General features: G+C 71.8%; 16 protein-coding genes. 6 read left to right on the top strand and 10 right to left on the bottom strand.

Annotated features, from left to right (window positions below; translation table 11 throughout):
- Positions 1–148: 148 nt before the first annotated feature.
- Complete coding sequence (locus M2157_RS33810) at positions 149–1,576, bottom strand: RNB domain-containing ribonuclease (protein WP_280867116.1); 1,428 nt, start codon at positions 1,574–1,576, stop codon at positions 149–151.
- Positions 1,577–1,653: 77 nt separating this feature from the next.
- On the opposite strand from M2157_RS33810, the gene yaaA reads away from it, so the two are divergent.
- Complete coding sequence (gene yaaA, locus M2157_RS33805; RefSeq protein ID WP_280867115.1) at positions 1,654–2,436, top strand: peroxide stress protein YaaA; 783 nt, start codon at positions 1,654–1,656, stop codon at positions 2,434–2,436.
- 64 nt (positions 2,437–2,500) lie between these two features.
- The gene (locus M2157_RS33800; RefSeq protein WP_280867114.1) at positions 2,501–3,151 is read left to right on the top strand and encodes a bifunctional 4-hydroxy-2-oxoglutarate aldolase/2-dehydro-3-deoxy-phosphogluconate aldolase; all 651 of its coding nucleotides are present in this window, start codon (positions 2,501–2,503) and stop codon (positions 3,149–3,151) included.
- Here M2157_RS33800 and M2157_RS33795 read toward each other — a convergent pair.
- From M2157_RS33795 to M2157_RS33785, 3 genes are read right to left on the bottom strand one after another with little or no spacing between them, the layout of a single operon-like run.
- Positions 3,134–4,273: a bifunctional RNase H/acid phosphatase gene (locus M2157_RS33795; RefSeq protein WP_280867113.1), complete on the bottom strand. Its 1,140-nt coding sequence runs from the start codon at positions 4,271–4,273 to the stop codon at positions 3,134–3,136. The genes M2157_RS33800 and M2157_RS33795 overlap by 18 nt on opposite strands.
- 12 nt (positions 4,274–4,285) lie before the next feature.
- Entirely contained in the window at positions 4,286–5,029 is a 744-nt protein-coding gene (locus tag M2157_RS33790; protein ID WP_280858992.1) for a C4-type zinc ribbon domain-containing protein, read from the bottom strand.
- Positions 5,026–5,874 carry a Nif3-like dinuclear metal center hexameric protein gene (locus tag M2157_RS33785; RefSeq protein WP_280857249.1) on the bottom strand — a complete coding sequence of 283 codons (849 nt, stop codon included), beginning with the start codon at positions 5,872–5,874 and terminating at the stop codon, positions 5,026–5,028. Before M2157_RS33785 ends, M2157_RS33790 begins: the two co-directional genes overlap by 4 nt.
- A 187-nt stretch (positions 5,875–6,061) precedes the next feature.
- On the opposite strand from M2157_RS33785, the gene M2157_RS33780 reads away from it, so the two are divergent.
- On the top strand, positions 6,062–7,342 hold the full coding sequence (locus M2157_RS33780; RefSeq protein WP_280867112.1) for a hypothetical protein: 1,281 nt from the start codon (positions 6,062–6,064) through the stop codon (positions 7,340–7,342).
- Between the two features lie 97 nt (positions 7,343–7,439).
- Positions 7,440–7,592 (top strand): hypothetical protein, encoded by a 153-nt coding sequence (locus M2157_RS33775; protein ID WP_086724430.1) that lies wholly within the window; start codon positions 7,440–7,442, stop codon positions 7,590–7,592.
- Positions 7,593–7,679: 87 nt separating this feature from the next.
- Here the strand turns inward: M2157_RS33775 and M2157_RS33770 are convergent, their stop codons facing one another.
- Genes M2157_RS33770 through M2157_RS33760 form a run of 3 tightly spaced genes read right to left on the bottom strand, consistent with a single transcriptional unit; the run spans position 7,680 to position 10,616 of the window.
- On the bottom strand, positions 7,680–8,624 hold the full coding sequence (locus M2157_RS33770; protein WP_280867111.1) for a 3-oxoacyl-ACP reductase: 945 nt from the start codon (positions 8,622–8,624) through the stop codon (positions 7,680–7,682).
- A gap of 8 nt (positions 8,625–8,632) precedes the next feature.
- On the bottom strand, positions 8,633–9,709 hold the full coding sequence (locus M2157_RS33765) for a Zn-dependent alcohol dehydrogenase (protein ID WP_266522592.1): 1,077 nt from the start codon (positions 9,707–9,709) through the stop codon (positions 8,633–8,635).
- Between the two features lie 31 nt (positions 9,710–9,740).
- On the bottom strand, positions 9,741–10,616 hold the full coding sequence (locus M2157_RS33760) for a MaoC/PaaZ C-terminal domain-containing protein (RefSeq protein WP_280867110.1): 876 nt from the start codon (positions 10,614–10,616) through the stop codon (positions 9,741–9,743).
- Between the two features lie 284 nt (positions 10,617–10,900).
- Here M2157_RS33760 and M2157_RS33755 point away from each other — a divergent pair, with 284 nt between their 5' ends.
- The gene (locus M2157_RS33755) at positions 10,901–12,268 is read left to right on the top strand and encodes a sensor histidine kinase (protein ID WP_280867109.1); all 1,368 of its coding nucleotides are present in this window, start codon (positions 10,901–10,903) and stop codon (positions 12,266–12,268) included.
- Between the two features lie 139 nt (positions 12,269–12,407).
- Positions 12,408–13,040 (top strand): response regulator transcription factor, encoded by a 633-nt coding sequence (locus tag M2157_RS33750; RefSeq protein ID WP_280868314.1) that lies wholly within the window; start codon positions 12,408–12,410, stop codon positions 13,038–13,040.
- 13 nt (positions 13,041–13,053) lie between these two features.
- Here the strand turns inward: M2157_RS33750 and M2157_RS33745 are convergent, their stop codons facing one another.
- From M2157_RS33745 to M2157_RS33735, 3 genes are read right to left on the bottom strand one after another with little or no spacing between them, the layout of a single operon-like run.
- Positions 13,054–13,860: a hypothetical protein gene (locus M2157_RS33745; protein ID WP_280867108.1), complete on the bottom strand. Its 807-nt coding sequence runs from the start codon at positions 13,858–13,860 to the stop codon at positions 13,054–13,056.
- Positions 13,860–14,399 carry a SigE family RNA polymerase sigma factor gene (locus M2157_RS33740; protein WP_059205766.1) on the bottom strand — a complete coding sequence of 180 codons (540 nt, stop codon included), beginning with the start codon at positions 14,397–14,399 and terminating at the stop codon, positions 13,860–13,862. Before M2157_RS33740 ends, M2157_RS33745 begins: the two co-directional genes overlap by 1 nt.
- 51 nt (positions 14,400–14,450) lie before the next feature.
- Positions 14,451–15,884 carry an MFS transporter gene (locus M2157_RS33735; protein ID WP_280867107.1) on the bottom strand — a complete coding sequence of 478 codons (1,434 nt, stop codon included), beginning with the start codon at positions 15,882–15,884 and terminating at the stop codon, positions 14,451–14,453.
- Positions 15,885–15,940 lie beyond the last annotated feature (56 nt).

Below are 15,940 nucleotides of genomic sequence, written 5' to 3'. Positions count from 1 at the left end.
TCGCCAGACTGGGACATCGGAAGATCACCTGTCCGAGAGATCGGGAACCGTTCCCTCGATCGTGGCACACGATCATGAGCGACGTCAGTCGACGAGCCCGCTGCCTTATATAACGCCGGCACCCTCGTACACGCGACAGGACATCGACTCAGGCAGGCGCGAACCGCACCTTCGCCCCTCCCGAACCCACCGGATCCGCCTCCGTCAGCCGCACCCTCAGCCGCTCCCCCAACTCAAGCCCCGCCCCCTCCACCCGCCCGATCACCGCCGGTGTCTCCAACTGCACGGTCCCGACGGTCGGTCGGCTTTCCTCCACGTCCACCACGCAGCCGTCGAACACCTCCCCCACCCGGTCCTTCAGCAGCGCCGCCTCCACGATGTCGACGCACTCCCGTTCGGCCTTCGCGGCGAGCCGACCTCCCTCGGCCATCTCGCGGGGCAACGCCTCGAAAGCCGCGAGCACCCAGTCCGGTACGGCCTTCCCCGCCACCGCCGCCAGGCAGATCTCCGATGCGTACCGGTCGGCGAGGCGGCGCAGGGGCGCCGTGCAATGGGCGTAGGGGGACGCCACAGCCGCATGCGTGGTGATGGCCGGCAGGACCCCGTCCCGGAAGACCGTGTAACCGGCGCCGCGCAGCAGGGTCGTGCACTCCTGGAGGAAGGCCGCGTGGTGGGGGATCCGTGGGTCCAGGGAACGCACCAGCGCCGCGTACGACACATGGTGCGGCCAGTCGATGTGCAGGGCGTGGGCGGTACGGCGCAGCCGTCCCACCGCGCCGTCCGGGGCGGCGGGCAGGGTGCGGAGGACGCCCGTGCCGTAGGCGAGCATCAGGTCGGCCGCCGTCATGCCGGTGAGCAGGGAGATCTGGGCGTTCCAGCCGTCGGCGGGAACCCCGGCGCGGTACGTCAGTTCGTACGTGCCGTTCCGCTGGACTATCTCCTGCTCCGGCACGTTCAGTGAGATGCCGCCGCGCTCCACCTCCAGCCGTTCCCGGAGCTCACCGACCTCCTTCAGCAAGAAAAGCGGCTCCTCGGCGGTGCCCGAGTCGATCGCCTTCTGCACACCCTCGTAGTCGAGCCTGGCCCGGCTGCGGACGAGGGCGCGGCGGACGTCGGCGGCAGTCGTACGGCCGTCCGCGTCGAGGTCGATCGTCCAGAGGGCGGCCGGGCGGACCTGGTCCGGGAGCAGGCTCGCGGCGCCCTCACTCAGTACCGGCGGATGCAACGGAATCCGGGTGTCAGGGAAGTACAGGGTCAGCACGCGTCGGTGCGTCTCCGCGTCCAGCGCCGATCCCGGTACGACGAAGGCGGCGACGTCGGCGATGGCGTACCGGACGCGGTAGCCGGTGCCCCGTCGAGTCAGGTGCATCGCCTGGTCGAGGTCGGTGGAGCCGGGTGGGTCGATGGTGAAGAGGGGGATGTCGGTGGCGTCGTCGTACGCCTTGAGGAGAGGCGGCCGTTCCGCCTCGGCCGTCACCTCGGGCGGGAAGTCCGACGGCACGCCGAGTTCGGTGCGCAGGGCCGTGAAGGCGCTCCTGAAGGCGGCGTCGGTCACGCGTATGCGGCGGCGGGGCATACAGCGAGCGTAGGACCGGGACCACCGAGGGGCACGCCGTACGCTGTCTCGGAGCTCAACCGAAGGAGATCGATCCCGTGCTTGTCCTGCTGCCTCCCTCCGAAGGCAAGGCGTCCTCCGGTCGTGGCGCCCCGCTGAAGCTGGAGACGCTGTCGCTGCCGGGGCTCACCGAGGCCCGTGCGGCGATCCTCGAGGAACTCGTCGAGCTGTGCGCCGGGGACGAGGAGAAGGCCCGCGAGGTGCTCGGTCTGAGTGAGGGACTGCGCGGCGAGATCGCGAAGAACACCGAGCTCAGGACGGCGGGGGCCCGGCCGGCCGGGCAGATCTACACAGGCGTGCTCTACGACGCCCTCGACCTGGCCTCCCTGGACGCGGCCGCGAAGAAGCGCGCCGGGCGTTCGTTGCTCGTGTTCTCGGGGCTTTGGGGAGCGGTCCGGGTGACGGACCGGATTCCGTCGTACCGGTGCTCAATGGGGGTGAAGCTGCCGGGGCTCGGAGCGCTGGGCGCGCACTGGCGTGCGCCGATGGCCTCCGTGCTCACCGAGGCCGCGGGGGACGGGCTCGTGCTCGATCTGCGGTCCTCCGCGTACGCGGCCGCGTGGAAGCCGAAGGGTGAGGTCGCGGGGCGGACGGCGACCGTACGGGTGCTGCACGCGCCGACACGGAAGGTCGTCAGCCACTTCAACAAGGCGACCAAGGGGCGGATGGTGCGGAGTCTGCTGTCGGCGGGGATCGCGCCCAAGGACCCCGCCGAGCTGGTGGAGGCCCTGCGGGGGCTCGGGTACGTGGTGGAGGCGTCGGCGCCCGCGAAGGCCGGGCAGGCGTGGGCGCTGGATGTGCTGGTGGACGAGATCCACTAACGACGCCATTGCACAGGATGCAATGGCCTTTGCGCACACCGCACCGCATCGGCAGGATGAGGCCATGGCCTCCTCCTCGCCGCACTCCTCGCTGCTCGGCATCGCGCCCGTCGTCCCCGTCGTCGTCCTCCAAGACGCCTCCGACGCCGTGCCGCTCGCCCGCGCCCTGGTCGCCGGAGGGCTGCCCGCGATCGAGGTGACGCTCCGGACGCCGGCCGCGTTGGACGCGATCCGGGCGATCGCGGAGGAGGTGCCGGACGCGGTGGTGGGTGCGGGGACCGTCATCACGCCGCAGCAGGTGAAGGACTCGGTGGCCGCCGGTGCGCGCTTTCTCGTCAGCCCGGGCTGGACGGACGTACTCCTGGAGGCGATGCAGGCGTCCGGGGTGCCGTTCCTGCCCGGGGTGTCGACCACCTCGGAGGTCGTGGCGCTGCTGGAGCGGGGCGTCACCGAGATGAAGTTCTTCCCGGCCGAGGCCGCCGGAGGTACGGCGTATCTGAAGTCGCTTGCCGGGCCGTTGCCGCAGGCGCGGTTCTGCCCGACGGGGGGCATAGGTTCCGCCAACGCGCCCGACTACCTGGCCCTCCCCAACGTCGGCTGCGTGGGCGGCACTTGGATGCTTCCGGCGGATGCGATCACCGCGCGGGACTGGGGGCGGGTGGAGGCGCTGGCCCGCGAGGCCGCCGGGCTGAAGACGCTACGGGCGCAGGTGTGAGGTGTCGTTGAGGAGCCGCACGCTCGCGTTGCCGTCGGCGTAGTACGCGACCGCCGACATGGAGGCCGCTGAGAGTTCCATGCGGAACAGGGACTCGGGCGGGGCGCCGAGGGCGAGACGGACGAACGTCTTGATCGGGGTGACGTGGGTGACGAGCAGGACCGTGCGGCCCGCGTACGCCGCGACGAGCTTGTCCCTGGTCGCCGCGATCCGGGTCGCCGTGGCCGCGAAGCTCTCGCCGCCGCCGGTGGGTTCGGCCTCCGGGTCGGACAGCCAGGTGTTCAGGTCGTCCGGGTAGCGCTCGCGCACCTCGCCGAAGGTCAGGCCCTCCCAGGCGCCGAAGTCGGTCTCGATCAGGCCGTCCTCGATGGTGACCTCGATGCCCAGACGTTCCGCCACGGCGGCGGCGGTCTGCCTGGTCCGGGTGAGCGGCGAGGCGAGGATGTGCTGGATCGTGCCCCGCCTGGCCAGGGCTTCGGCGGCCCGCTCGGCCTGTTCCCTGCCCACCGCGGAAAGAGAGGGATCCGTACCGCCGCTTCCCGAGAACCGCTTCTGGGGGGTCAGGGGCGTCTCACCGTGCCGCAGGAGTACGAAAGTGGCGGGCGCCCCCATGTCGGCCGGCGCCCACGCGGGGGCAGCGACCGCCTTGGCAGCACGCCGGTCCGCCTCGGACTTGGCATCGGCGTCCGGCGACGGCTGCCGTACCGAACTCGCCGACGCCCCCGAGTCCATCGCCTCGTTCGCCAACCGATCCGCCCGCTTGTTCTCCTCGCGCGGGATCCACTCGTACGTCACCCGCCCCGGCGGAAACACCCGCCCAGCCTCCAGGGCGAGCGGCTTCATGTCCGGATGCTTGATCTTCCAGCGGCCCGACATCTGCTCGACGACGAGCTTGGAGTCCATGCGGACGTGCACGGTGGCGGACGGGTCCAGGTCGTGCGCGGCGCGTAGGCCGGCCAGCAGGCCCCGGTACTCGGCGACGTTGTTCGTGACGACGCCGAGGTACTCGTACGTCTCGACCAGCGTCTCCCCCGTCGCCGCGTCCAGCACCACGCAGCCGTAGCCGGCGGGGCCGGGGTTGCCCCGCGAGCCTCCGTCGGCCTCGACGATGAACTCCCGCACGTCCAACGCTCCTTACAGGCCGGACTCGGACGTGCGCACCAGGATCCGGCGGCAGTTCTCGCAGCGGACCACGGTGTCGGGCGCGGCCGCGCGGATCTCGTTGATGTCGGTGATGGCCAGCTCCTGGCGGCAGCCCTGGCAGGTGCGCTGGTACAGCTTGGCCGCGCCGATGCCGCCCTGCTGCGCGCGGAGCTTGTCGTAGAGCTTGAGCAGGTCGGCGGGGACGGAAGCGGAGATGACCTCGCGCTCCTTGGTCACCGAGGCGATCTCGCCGTCCAGCGACTCGAGGGCCGCGTCCCGGCGGGCGGTGGCGTCCTCGATCTTCGACTGGACGGAGGAGACCCGCTCGGTCAGCTCGGCCACCCGCTCCTGCGCGGACTCCAGGCGCTCCATGACCTCCAGGACGATGTCCTCGAGGTCGCCCTGTCGCTTGGCGAGGGAGGTGATCTCGCGCTGGAGGTTCTCCAGGTCCTTGGGCGAGGTCGCGGCTCCGGAGTCCAGGCGCTGCTGGTCGCGGGTGGCGCGCTGGCGCACCTGGTCCACGTCCTGCTCGGCCTTGGTCTGCTCGCGGGCGGTGTCGCTCTCCTCGGTCTGGGCGGCCACGAGGAGGTCGCGCAGCTGGGTGGCGTCCTTGGTGAGCGACTCGATCTCGGCGTGCTCGGGCAGCGACCTGCGCTTGTGGGCGAGCTGCTGGAGGCGGACGTCGAGGTCCTGGACGTCGAGAAGTCGGATCTGGTCGGCGGGCGCGGCGTTCAGTTGGGGGCTCCAGGTGAAGGGGAGTGGCTGGTCCAGGGGTCGGTGACCGTCCTGGAGACGTGCACGCGCAGGTCCCAGCCGTGGCGGTCGGAGATCTCGTCGAGCTGGGCGGCGGCCAGCTCGCACCAGGGCCACTCGGTGGCCCAGTGCGCCGCGTCGAGCAGCGCGAGAGGACTGTGGGCGCGATCCGCGATGAACTCTGACACCGGGTGGTGGCGCAGGTCCGCGGTGAGGAAGGCGTCGACGCCGGACGCGCGGACCTGGTCGAAGAGGCTGTCGCCGGAGCCGCCGCTGACGGCGATCGTGCGGACCGTGGCCTCGGGGTCGCCGGCCACGCGGATGCCCTGCGCGGTGGCGGGCAGGCGCTCGGCGGCCCGCGCGGCGAGCTCGCGGACGGTCATCGGGGGGTCGACCTCGCACACGCGGCCCAGCCCCCGGCGCCCCGACGTGTCCGTCGGGTCGGGCACCAGCGGGCCTACGACCCGGAGGTCGAGCGCGCCCGCGAGCGCGTCCGAGACGCCCGGGTCGGCGGTGTCCGCGTTGGTGTGGGCGACGTGCAGCGCGATGTCGTTCTTGATGAGGGTGTGGACGACCCGGCCCTTGAAGTGCGAGGCCGCCACGGTCGTCGTACCGCGCAGATAGAGGGGGTGGTGGGTGACCAGCAGGTCCGCGCCCAGCTTCACCGCCTCGTCGACGATCTCCTGGACCGGGTCGACGGCGAAGAGGACCCGCGTGACCTCCTGGTCGGGTTCGCCCACGACGGTGCCGACCGCGTCCCAGGACTCGGCCCGCTCGGCGGGCCACAGGTTCTCCAGCGCGGCGATGACTTCAGACAGACGGGGCACGGGGAAAGGCTACCTGCCTGGTCTGTCCCACTGAACCCGAGCTGCCCACGGGTGTCCCGCTCAGCACAGTCGCCTCGGTTTCCTCAGGCGAATCGTTCCTGGGCCACCCCTTTGTGTGAAGGGGAAGCGCGGCCGTCCCACGCCTGTGCGTGCGAAAACTACCTTCGTGGCCGGAGGTGACCGGACGATGACGGCCTGTGCCATCGAACCCGCGGCGGCGAACGACGAGAACGAGGACGGGGAGCCCCCGCGGACGGAGTGCGCGATCGCCGAGAACGGGAACGAGAACGGGAAGACGCCGCGGACCGGGTGCGTGATCACCGTCGACGGCTCCTACGCGGCCCGTCTCGCCCAGGACGGCGGCTCCTGGTTCCCGGAGCGCTGGACGCTGGACGGCCCGGAGCCCTACGCGGTGCCGCTGCCGGGCAACCAGCCCGAGGAGCCCGGCACCGAGGTGCAGCCGATGGGTGACGGACGGGTGCTGATCAGGCGGTTCGCGGACGGGCGGCACAACTTCTCGCTGCTCTACCCGACCGGCCCGACCACCGGCGAGCTGCCACTGGGCGCGGTCGAGTGCCCGGAGGAGGGGGCGGTCCTACGGCTGCTGCCGCCTGCGCCGTGCGGCGAGAAGGCGTACGCCCTCGCCGTGGGCGCGCGCTCCAGTGCCGTGTGGCTGGTGGCGGGCGGTGCCTTCGGGCCTGAGCACCTCGCGGAGATCCCGGGGCGCTGCTCGGGCGGGGTGTGGCTGGACCGGACCGGGCGGATGCTGGCCCTGGACCGGGAGCTCGGCGGGCGGACCAAGGCGGTCGTGGTCGATCTGGGGCGCGGCGGGGAGGTGTCGCCGCTGCTGCAGATCGCCGACGGCAGCGATGACCGGCTGCTGCTGGCCGACCCGGACAGCGGGCTGCTGCTGATCTCCTCGGACGCGCCCTCTCCGGGGCGCGCGCGGCTGGGCTGGGGGGTGCTGGGCAGCACGTTGCCGGTGCGGTTCCCGGAGTGCCTGCGGGTGCCGGACTGCACGGTGACGCCGTTCGCGATCCAGCCCGGGCAGGTGCTGACGCCGGAGAGCTGCGGGGTGGCACTGCGGATCGACGGCCCGACGGGCGGCTGGGTGGGGGTGTGGCGGCCGGCCGCACGGCACGTCCAGCATCTGGCGGGGCCCGAGGGGTGGTTGGCGGGTTCCGGGCTGTGGACCGAGGCCGGTGAACTGCTCCTGCCGTACGCGACGGCGGACGCGCCGTGCGGGGTGGCGCGGTGGGCGGCGGCACCGAGGAGCGGGGCCCTCACCGGGGAGGCGGAGGGCCCGGGGGGAACGGGGGGAACGGGGGCGGGGGACGCGGGCCCGGAGGATCCGGAGGGCGGCGGCGGTACGGCCGCGCGGTCGCCCGAATCGGGTCCTCCGGAGCCTGCCGTGGCACGTCCTGTGCCCTTGCAGCAAGCCCCGTTGGGCAATCTTGTAACGAAGTAGTGCCGGTTGGCCCGGCCGCCTGGATTCGGCCCGTGGTGCGCCGGTTAAACTCGCCCCGCTGTAAAGAAAGATCATGTTGACGGGGTGAATTTCTTCCATGAGCGACGCCAGCACGAACCAGTCGACTGCAGACGTCCAGGAGTCCACGGGCCACGGTAAGCACCGGGGTCCGGTCTCGGTCCAGGACAGCGAGACGGCCCCGCGTGGCCGTCACCGCAAGTCGGTCGAGCAGACCGAGGCCGCGGCCTGAGGGCAGACGACGACACACGGCCCGCTCCTTGTCCTAGGAGCGGGCCGTTGCGCGTCTACTCCCCTTACCCCCTACTCCCTTACTCCCTTACTCCCTCTTGAGTCCCAGCACTTCGGCCGCCGCGAACGTCTCCTCCGCCGGCCGTCGCGCGTAGTGCGGGGTGAGCAGGGCGTCCAGTTCGTCGTAGGTGAAGGTGTCCTGCTTGCTGTCGAACTTGGCCTGCACCCGGGGTCGTTCGACGACCACGACCATCCCTCCGTGGACGACCATCAGCTGGCCGTTGACGCGCTCGGCCGCCGGTGAGGCCAAGTAGCCGACGAGCGGGGCGACATGCTCGGGGGCGAGGGGGTCGAGCCCCGACTCGGGCTGCTCGAGACCGGCGAAGACGTCCTCGGTCATCCGGGTGCGGGCGCGCGGGCAGATGGCGTTGGCCGTCACGCCGTACTTGGCGAGCGCGAGGGCCGTCGAGGTGGTGAGCCCGACGATTCCGCCTTTGGCGGCCGCGTAGTTGGGCTGCCCGGCGGACCCGGCGAGGAACGCCTCCGAGGAGGTGTTCACGATACGGCCGTACACCGGCTCACCCGCCGCCTTGGACCGCTCCCGCCAGTGGGCGGCCGCGAACCGGGTCGTGTTGAAGTGACCCTTGAGGTGGACCCGGATCACCGCGTCCCACTCGCCCTCGGTCATGGAGAAGACCATGCGGTCGCGCAGGATGCCCGCGTTGTTGACGAGGATGTCGAGCCGGCCGAACTCGTCGATCGCCAACTCGACGAGCCGACCGGCCTGTTGGTGGTCGGCCACGTCCCCGGTGTGGGCGACGGCCTGTCCGCCCGCGGCCCGGATCTCGTCGGCGACCTGCTCCGCGGGGCCCGCGGAGGCCTCGCCGGAACCGTCCCGGCCCGGCTGTCCGTAGTCGTTGACGACCACGGCCGCGCCGAGTCGGGCCAGCTCCAGCGCCTCGGCCCGGCCCAGCCCCCGGCCGGCGCCGGTGACGATCGCCGTGAGCCCTTCGAGGGGCAGTGGCTCGGTCATCGCGGCCCTCAGATCTCGATGCACGTACGGAGCGAGACCCCCGTGCGCATCTGGTCGAGCGCCTCGTTGATCCCGCTCAGCGGCACCCGGTGGGTGATCAGACGGTCCAGGTCGATGCGGCCGGCCCGCCACAGGGCGATGGTCCGCTCGTAGGAGCGCAGGACGTCCCCGCCGCCGTACATGGACGGCAGGATGCGCTTCTCGTCGAAGAACAGCTCGAACATGTTGAGCTGGAGGAAGTCGTCCATGGCACCCGCGCCGACGACGACGAGGGTGCCGCCGCGCCGGGTGGTCTCGTACGCCGTCCTGGCGGTCGCCGACTTGCCGACGACCTCGAAGACGTAGTCGAAGCCCTCGCCCGCGGTCACCTGCTGTTTGGCGTCGGCCAGTTCGTCCGGGGAGACGGCCCGGGTGGCGCCGAACTCGAGGGCGGCCTCGCGGCGTGAGGCGACGGGGTCGACGGCGACGATCTCGGCGGCACCCTTGAGCCGGGCCCCCTGGATGGCGGAGATGCCGACGCCGCCGCAGCCGATGACGGCGACCGACGAACCGGCCTCCACGTCCGCGGTGTTGAGCGCGGCGCCGAGTCCGGTGGTGACCCCGCAGCCGATCAGTGCCGCGATGTCGAAGGGCACGTCGTCGGGTATCGGCACCGCGCAGCCCGCGTCGACGACGACCTCCTCGGTGAAGGTGCCGGTGCCCGCGAAGCCGAACACATCGCCGCCGGGGCGCCGGAAGTTGGGGGTGCCCGCGTTCATGAACCCGGCCAGGCACAGCTCGGTCTGGCCGCGCTTGCAGGCGGGACAGGCCCCGCAGGCGGGCAGCCAGCACACGACGACCCGGTCGCCGGCCTTCAAGTGGCCGACACCTTCCCCGACTTCGAGGATCTCGCCCGCGCCTTCGTGGCCGGGGACGAAGGGCGCGGGCTGCGGGAGGACCCCGGCCATCGCGGACAGGTCCGAGTGGCACAGTCCGGTGGCCCGGACCCGGATCCGCACCCTGCCGGGCCCGAAGCCCACCGCCTCGACGTCATCGAGGACTTCGAGTTTTTCCTGGCCGATCTCGTGCAGTACGGCTGCGCGCATGGTGCGGCTCCCCTCGTACGGCGTTCTGGGTTCAGGAGTGTTCGACGATGGTGTCGGCGAGGACGGGCGCGTCGTCCCGCTCGACCGCGCCGACGGCGACCCGGGTGGACTGCGGCGTGTGCCACATACGGATCCGCAGGGTCTCCCCCGGGTACACGACCCCGGCGAACCGGGTGACGTACGACCGCACCCGGGTCACGTCCCCGCCGAGCAGCGTGTCGACGACCGCCTTGAGCGTGATGCCGTAGGTGCAGAGCCCGTGCAGGATGGGCCGTTCGAACCCGGCGACCTTGGCGAACTCCGGGTCGGCGTGCAGCGGGTTCCAGTCGCCGGAGAGGCGGTAGAGCAGGGCCTGGTCCTCGCGGATGGGGCGCTGCACGGTCCGGTCGGGCTCGCCGGACGGGGGGTCGAGGCGGGCGGAGGGGCCTCGGTCGCCACCCCAGCCGCCTTCTCCCCGGACGAAGATCTGGGCGTCGTTGGTCCACAACGGGCCCTCGGCGTCCGCGACGTCGGTCCGCATGACCAGGACGGCCGCCTTGCCCTTGTCGTACACGGCGGCGATGCGGTTGGTGGCGGTCGCGGTGCCCTGGGCGGGGAGGGGACGGTGGATGGTCAGCGCCTGGCCGCCATGCAGGACCTTGGCGAGATCGACGTCGATGCCGGGCATGGACAGACCGCTGATCACTCCCGGCGACCCCGAGCCGGCCACCGTGGCGAAGCTCGGCAGGACGTGCAGCCGGGATTCGAGGGTGTAGCGCAGTTCGTCGGGATCGGTGGCGGGGCTGGGTTTGTCAGGATGCGAGCCCGCCCCGATGCCGAGGTGGTAGAGCTGGACGTCCTTGGAGTTCCAGGAGATCTCGCCGGTCCGGGGCTCGGCGGCGAGGGCCTTGGCTGCGTCGATGGGCATACGGCTCCTGACAGTGGCGGATCCGACCGTGGCGGAGTCAAGACCTCGGTACAGCCGTCCGCACCGTCGGCCGCACCGAGGTCGTCGCGGGCCGATCTAGAACGCGTTCCAGTCCGGCGCCCTCTGTATAGCCGAGCCCACCTCAGTTGTGAAGACTCCTGACGGGGTGTCAGGTTGGTCGTCGGGGCAGTCTCGCCCGGGTTCCGGGACCGTGACATTTGTACTGCCCAAGTCCGTACACGCACATCTGCCGCGCGGACTCCGCGATCCGTAGCGTCGTCGGTATGACAACAGGGGACAAGCTCTCGTGCCGCGTGGACGAGATCCGCGAGAAGGTCCGCGAGGCCCGGAAGCACCAGCGGTACTACAAGGCGAACAAGAAGCGCCTCAACGCCGAGTGCAAGGCCGCGCAGAAGGCGGGCGAGGTCCCCGCGAACGCGGGCCTGGGCAGCGGCTTCGGTCTGCTGCCGTGGCTGCTGTTGGGGATGGGCGCCTTCTCCAACCTCTTCCAGGGCGAGGCCTCCAACCCGTGGATCGGCGGCCTGGGGCTGCTCACGTTCAACTCGCTCTACATCTACGTCGCCTTCCGCGCCTTCCACCAGCAGACCCGGGACGCGGTTTCCACACGGGTGGCACTGGTGCTGATGGGACTGGTCACCTGCGGTCTGGCGATGGGGTACGGCGGCAACTGGCTGCTGTTCTTCCCCCTGTTCGGGCTCGCGACGGGCGCGGTCGTGCGGCTGCCGCACCTGCGGTGGGTGGGTGCGCTGGTGGCCGTGGTCGCCGGCGCGGCCTCCGTCTACCGCGACGGCTGGGGCGGACTCGACACCGCATACGCCACGTGGATCTCCACGATGGTGACGGCCGCGATCATGTCCCTCTCCGAGGCGGTACGGCAGTTGCGGGAGGCCCGCGAGGAACTGGCCCGGCGTGCGGTCGAGGAGGAGCGGCTGCGGTTCTCCCGCGATCTGCACGACCTGCTCGGGCACACGCTGTCGGTGATCGTGGTGAAGTCGGAGGCGGCCCGGCGCCTCGCCCCCCGCGATCTGGACGCGGCGCTCGTCCAGGTCTCCGACATCGAGTCGGTGGGCCGCCAGGCGCTCACCGAGATCCGCGAGGCGGTGACCGGCTACCGCGAGGGCAGCCTCAGCACCGACCTCGACCGGGCCTCCTCGGCCCTGCGCGCCGCGGGCATCGAGCCGGTCGTCCACCGCTCCGGCCAGCCGCTCGCCGCCCAGACCGAGGCCCTGCTGGGCTGGGTGGTCCGCGAGGCGGTCACCAACGCGGTACGGCACAGCGGGGCGGAGCGCTGCGAGATCTCCGTGCAGGGCTCGGCGGAACGGGTACGGCTGCGGGTCTGGGACGACGGCCGGGGGACGGCGGCGGGCACGGCGCCGACCGTGGGTGAGTGCGTGGATGAGTGCACCCCTGAGAACGCCGGCACGGTGCCCGTCCCGGTCGTCGGCGGCACCGGTCTCAAGGGGCTCGCGGAGCGGCTGGCCGCGGCCGGTGGGTGGTTGGAGGCGGGCCCGGGGTCACGGGGCGGGTTCGTGGTGCGGGCCGAGCTGCCGGTCGAATCGGTGGCGCCGGAGCCGTCCGGGGAACCTGCGGGGGCGGTGCGCGGGGCCCGGATCGGCGAGGTGGCCGGGTGACGCCGTACGGGGCCGTCCCCTCTTCGGTTCTTCCTGTTTTCAGGGATTCTTCTGTTCTCAAGGATCCTGCGCGTCGGCGCAACGTCGTCGCACCCCCACCGCTCCCGCCGACGCGCCCTACTCTTGGGCCGTGAACGAGATGCCCCGGGAGCACCGGGCCGCCAAGTCCATCCGCGTGCTGCTCGCCGAGGACCAGGGCATGATGCGTGGGGCGCTCGCGCTGCTGCTCGGGATGGAGGCGGACATCGAGGTCGTGGCCCAGGTCGCGGCCGGGGACGCGATCGTGGACGCGGCCCTCGTCCACCGCCCCGACGTGGCGCTGCTCGACATCGAGCTGCCGGGGATGAGCGGTCTGGACGCCGCCGCCGAACTGCGCGACCAGGCGCCGGACTGCCGGGTGCTGATCCTGACCACCTTCGGACGCCCCGGCTACCTCCGCCGGGCCATGGAGGCGGGTGCCGCCGGTTTCCTCGTCAAGGACGGTCCCGTGGAGGAGCTGGCGGCCTCGATCCGCCGGGTGCTGACCGGCGAGACCGTGATCGACCCCGCCCTCGCCGCGGCCGCCCTGAGCGCCGGCCCGAACCCCCTCACCGCCCGCGAGTGCGATGTCCTCAAGGCGTCCACGGACGGCGCGACGGTCGCCGACATCGCGGGCAGGCTCCACCTCTCCGAGTCCACCGTCCGCAACTACCTCTCCTCCGCCATCGGCAAGACGGGCACCCGCAACCGGATGGAGGCCGTACGGGCGGCCCGACAACAGGGGTGGCTGTGAGCCCGGCGGCTCCCTACTCGATCACCTCCGCCGTCTCGTACTCGGTGCCCTTCGGTGCCACGCACACGAACCAGTTGTAGGGGGAGCCATCCGCCGACCGGATCGCCGGGACGTCGGTGCCGGTCGCGGAGCCGGCCTTCTCCACCACCGTCGCCGTCCCGTTCGTCCAGGTGCAGTTGACGCGCTGGGCGGTCTTGGCGACGTAGCCGATGACGAGACGGACGTCCTTCGTGTCGCCGGGTTCGAGGGGGAGGGAGCCGGACATGAGGTCCGTGCCGGTGAGCCGGTCCGTCTTGGGGACCGTGTTCTCCATGACCTTCGTCGACTTGCCGCCGTAGTCGCGGTACACGAAGTACGTGATCTTGCCGATGAGGTCGGAGGCATCGTGGGCGTCCGGCGGGGTCTCACTGCGCAGGGCCATGGCGGCGCGCTGGGCCTCGGCCTGCTTCTCGTCGTGCGGGGCCGACCACACGTTGATCAGGACCCGCCACTTGGTGCCCTGGTCGGTGCCGGAGGCCAGGGTGGTCTGCAGGACCCGGGACGGGTCGGCGTCGGCCGGGACGAGCGGCTGGGTCGCCACCTGGCCCCCGTCCCCGTCCCCACCCGGCAGACCCGCCACCGCGAGGGTCGCCGAGGACCCCGCGAGCACCAGTGCCGTGGCCGCGGCCACCGCCCAGCGGCGGGCCCGGCGCCTGCGGCCACCGCGGAGCACCGCCTGGTAGGGGGCTATGCCGATCTCCACCTCGTCGGCGGCGTCGGCCAGCAGGAGGGCGATGTCGCTGTCGCTCATGTCGTGGCTCTTCTCCCGGTCCGCGCTCATCACTTCCGCCCTCCCTGCGTCGCCATGTCGGCCAGTCCGGGTATGGCGCGAAGTTTGGCGATTCCCTTGGCCGCGTTGCTCTTCACCGAGCCGACCGAGCAGCCCATCGCCTCGGCCGTCTGTGTCTCGGTCAGGTCCTCCCAGTACCGCAGGACCACCGCCTCCCGCTGCCTGGGCGGCAGTTGGGCCAGCGCCGTCAGCAGGGCGCTGCGGTCGTCGGCCTGGGCGATGCGGTCACCGGTGTCGGCGATCTCGCGCACCAGGCCCGAGTCGTCCCCCCGCGCCAGGAACTCCCTGAGCTTCCTGCGGTGCTTGCGTGCGTGCGCGTTGATCATCACGCGCCGTACATACGCCTCCGGATCGTCCGCCGAGCCGACCCTGCGCCAGGCCACGTAGGCCTGTTCGAGCGTCGACTGGACCAGGTCCTCCGCGGCGTGCTGTTCCCCCGTGAGGAGAAATGCCGTCCGCATCAGCCGTGGCCAGCGGCCGATGACAAAGCTCTGGAACTCCTCGTCCCGAGCCTGTTTCCGATCCCCCATGGGCACCTCCTAGATGTCTGAAGGAGTCCATGAGCCGTCCGGACCGTTGCCTCAGTTCGCGGAGATCTTTCTCGGCAGCCATGCCAGCATCAGCGCCACCCCGCAGAGCAGCACTCCCGTCCCCACCCGGAACGCCAGGGCGTACCCCTCCGTCAGCGCCTCCGGCGACGTCACACCCCCCGTCCGGGCCGCCGCCAGCGTCGACAGGACCGCGAGCCCGAGCGAGCCGCCCATCGTGCGCGAGGTGTTGACCAGTCCGGACACCAGCCCGGCCTCCCCCGGCGCCGCCCCGGAGAGGGCCAGCGAGGCGAGCGGGGTCACCGCGAGGCCGGCGCCCAGCATCATCAGGATCCCGGGGCACATGATCGCGGTCACATAGCCGCCGTCCGCGGTCATCGTCGACTGCCAGCCGAACCCGGCGACCGCGACCGTCGTGCCGAGCACCGCCACCCACCGCGCCCCGAGCCGGCGCATGAAGCGCGGGGCGAGTTTCGAGCCGACCACGATCGCCAGCGAGGTCGGGATCAGTGCGGCTCCGGCGGCCAGGGGTGAGTAGCCGAGGACGTTCTGGGCGTAGAGCGTCATGAAGAACCACATGGAGAACATCGCGGAGCCGCTCAGGAACATCGCCGCGTTCGCCGACGCCACCGCCCGCACCCTCAGCAGCCCGAGGGGCATCAGCGGGGCCGCCGTACGGGACTCGACGAGGAGGAAGCCCCCTACCAGCGCGAGCCCGGCGGCCAGCGGGAGCAGGGTGGCCGCCGCCGTCCACCCCTCGGCCTCGGTCTGCGAGATGCCGTACGCCAATACCGCCAGTCCCCCGGTGACCAGCAGCGCTCCCGGCAGGTCGAGGCGCCGCCCGTCCCCGCTGCGGCTCTCCGTCAGCCACAGCAGCGAACCCAGCAGGACCAGCGCGCCGACGGGCACGTTGATCAGCAGCACCCAGCGCCAGGACAGGGTGTCCACCAGAAGTCCGCCGACGAATCCGCCCGCGGCGCCGCCACCCGCGCCCACGGCCGTCCAGGTGGCGATGGCCCGGGCCCGCGCGGCCCCCTCCGGGACGGCCGACGTGACAATGGTCAGCGTCGCGGGCGCCAGCACCGCCGCGCCCAGCCCCTGCACGGCCCGCGCGATCAGCAGCTCGGCGTCCCCCTGGGCCAGCCCGCCGGCCAGCGAGGCCGCCGTGAACAGGCCGAGGCCGACCAGGAACATCCGCTTGCGGCCATACAGGTCACCCGCTCGGCCGCCGAGGAGCATGAACCCGGCGAAGGCGATGGAGTAGGCGTTCACGACCCACTGCAGGCCGGACTCGCTCATCCCCAGGTCGGTGCGCATGGACGGCAGCGCCACATTGACGACGGACACGTCGAGCACGACCAGGAACTGGCCCGCGCACGCCAGCGCCACCACCAGCCAGGCGGGCGGAGCCGACCGGGGACGGCGGGGTCTATGGGCGACTTCAGCGGCTTCGAGCATGGTCGTCATGCTCTCAACCCGGCTCCACTTCCCCAAGAGAATATAAAGAAATCGTTAGTACGCCG

Origin of the sequence: Streptomyces sp. SAI-127 (assembly GCF_029894425.1) — a bacterium.
In the GTDB taxonomy this organism is placed as follows: Bacteria; Actinomycetota; Actinomycetes; order Streptomycetales; family Streptomycetaceae; genus Streptomyces.
Note: the sequence above shows the minus strand (reverse complement) of the source record. Positions and strands in the feature narration are given on the sequence as shown.

Bases quoted from the DNA above. Each gene is read 5' to 3' on its own strand.
- M2157_RS33735 (WP_280867107.1), bottom strand. From the start codon at position 15,884: ATGACGACCATGCTCGAAGCCGCTGAAGTCGCCCATAGACCCCGCCGT.
- M2157_RS33760 (WP_280867110.1), bottom strand. From the start codon at position 10,616: ATGCCCATCGACGCAGCCAAGGCCCTCGCCGCCGAGCCCCGGACCGGC.
- M2157_RS33750 (WP_280868314.1), top strand. From the start codon at position 12,408: ATGCCCCGGGAGCACCGGGCCGCCAAGTCCATCCGCGTGCTGCTCGCC.
- M2157_RS33810 (WP_280867116.1), bottom strand. From the start codon at position 1,576: ATGCCCCGCCGCCGCATACGCGTGACCGACGCCGCCTTCAGGAGCGCC.
- M2157_RS33755 (WP_280867109.1), top strand. From the start codon at position 10,901: ATGACAACAGGGGACAAGCTCTCGTGCCGCGTGGACGAGATCCGCGAG.
- M2157_RS33775 (WP_086724430.1), top strand. From the start codon at position 7,440: ATGAGCGACGCCAGCACGAACCAGTCGACTGCAGACGTCCAGGAGTCC.
- M2157_RS33800 (WP_280867114.1), top strand. From the start codon at position 2,501: ATGGCCTCCTCCTCGCCGCACTCCTCGCTGCTCGGCATCGCGCCCGTC.
- M2157_RS33745 (WP_280867108.1), bottom strand. From the start codon at position 13,860: ATGAGCGCGGACCGGGAGAAGAGCCACGACATGAGCGACAGCGACATC.
- M2157_RS33780 (WP_280867112.1), top strand. From the start codon at position 6,062: ATGACGGCCTGTGCCATCGAACCCGCGGCGGCGAACGACGAGAACGAG.
- M2157_RS33770 (WP_280867111.1), bottom strand. From the start codon at position 8,624: ATGACCGAGCCACTGCCCCTCGAAGGGCTCACGGCGATCGTCACCGGC.
- M2157_RS33765 (WP_266522592.1), bottom strand. From the start codon at position 9,709: ATGCGCGCAGCCGTACTGCACGAGATCGGCCAGGAAAAACTCGAAGTC.
- M2157_RS33740 (WP_059205766.1), bottom strand. From the start codon at position 14,399: ATGGGGGATCGGAAACAGGCTCGGGACGAGGAGTTCCAGAGCTTTGTC.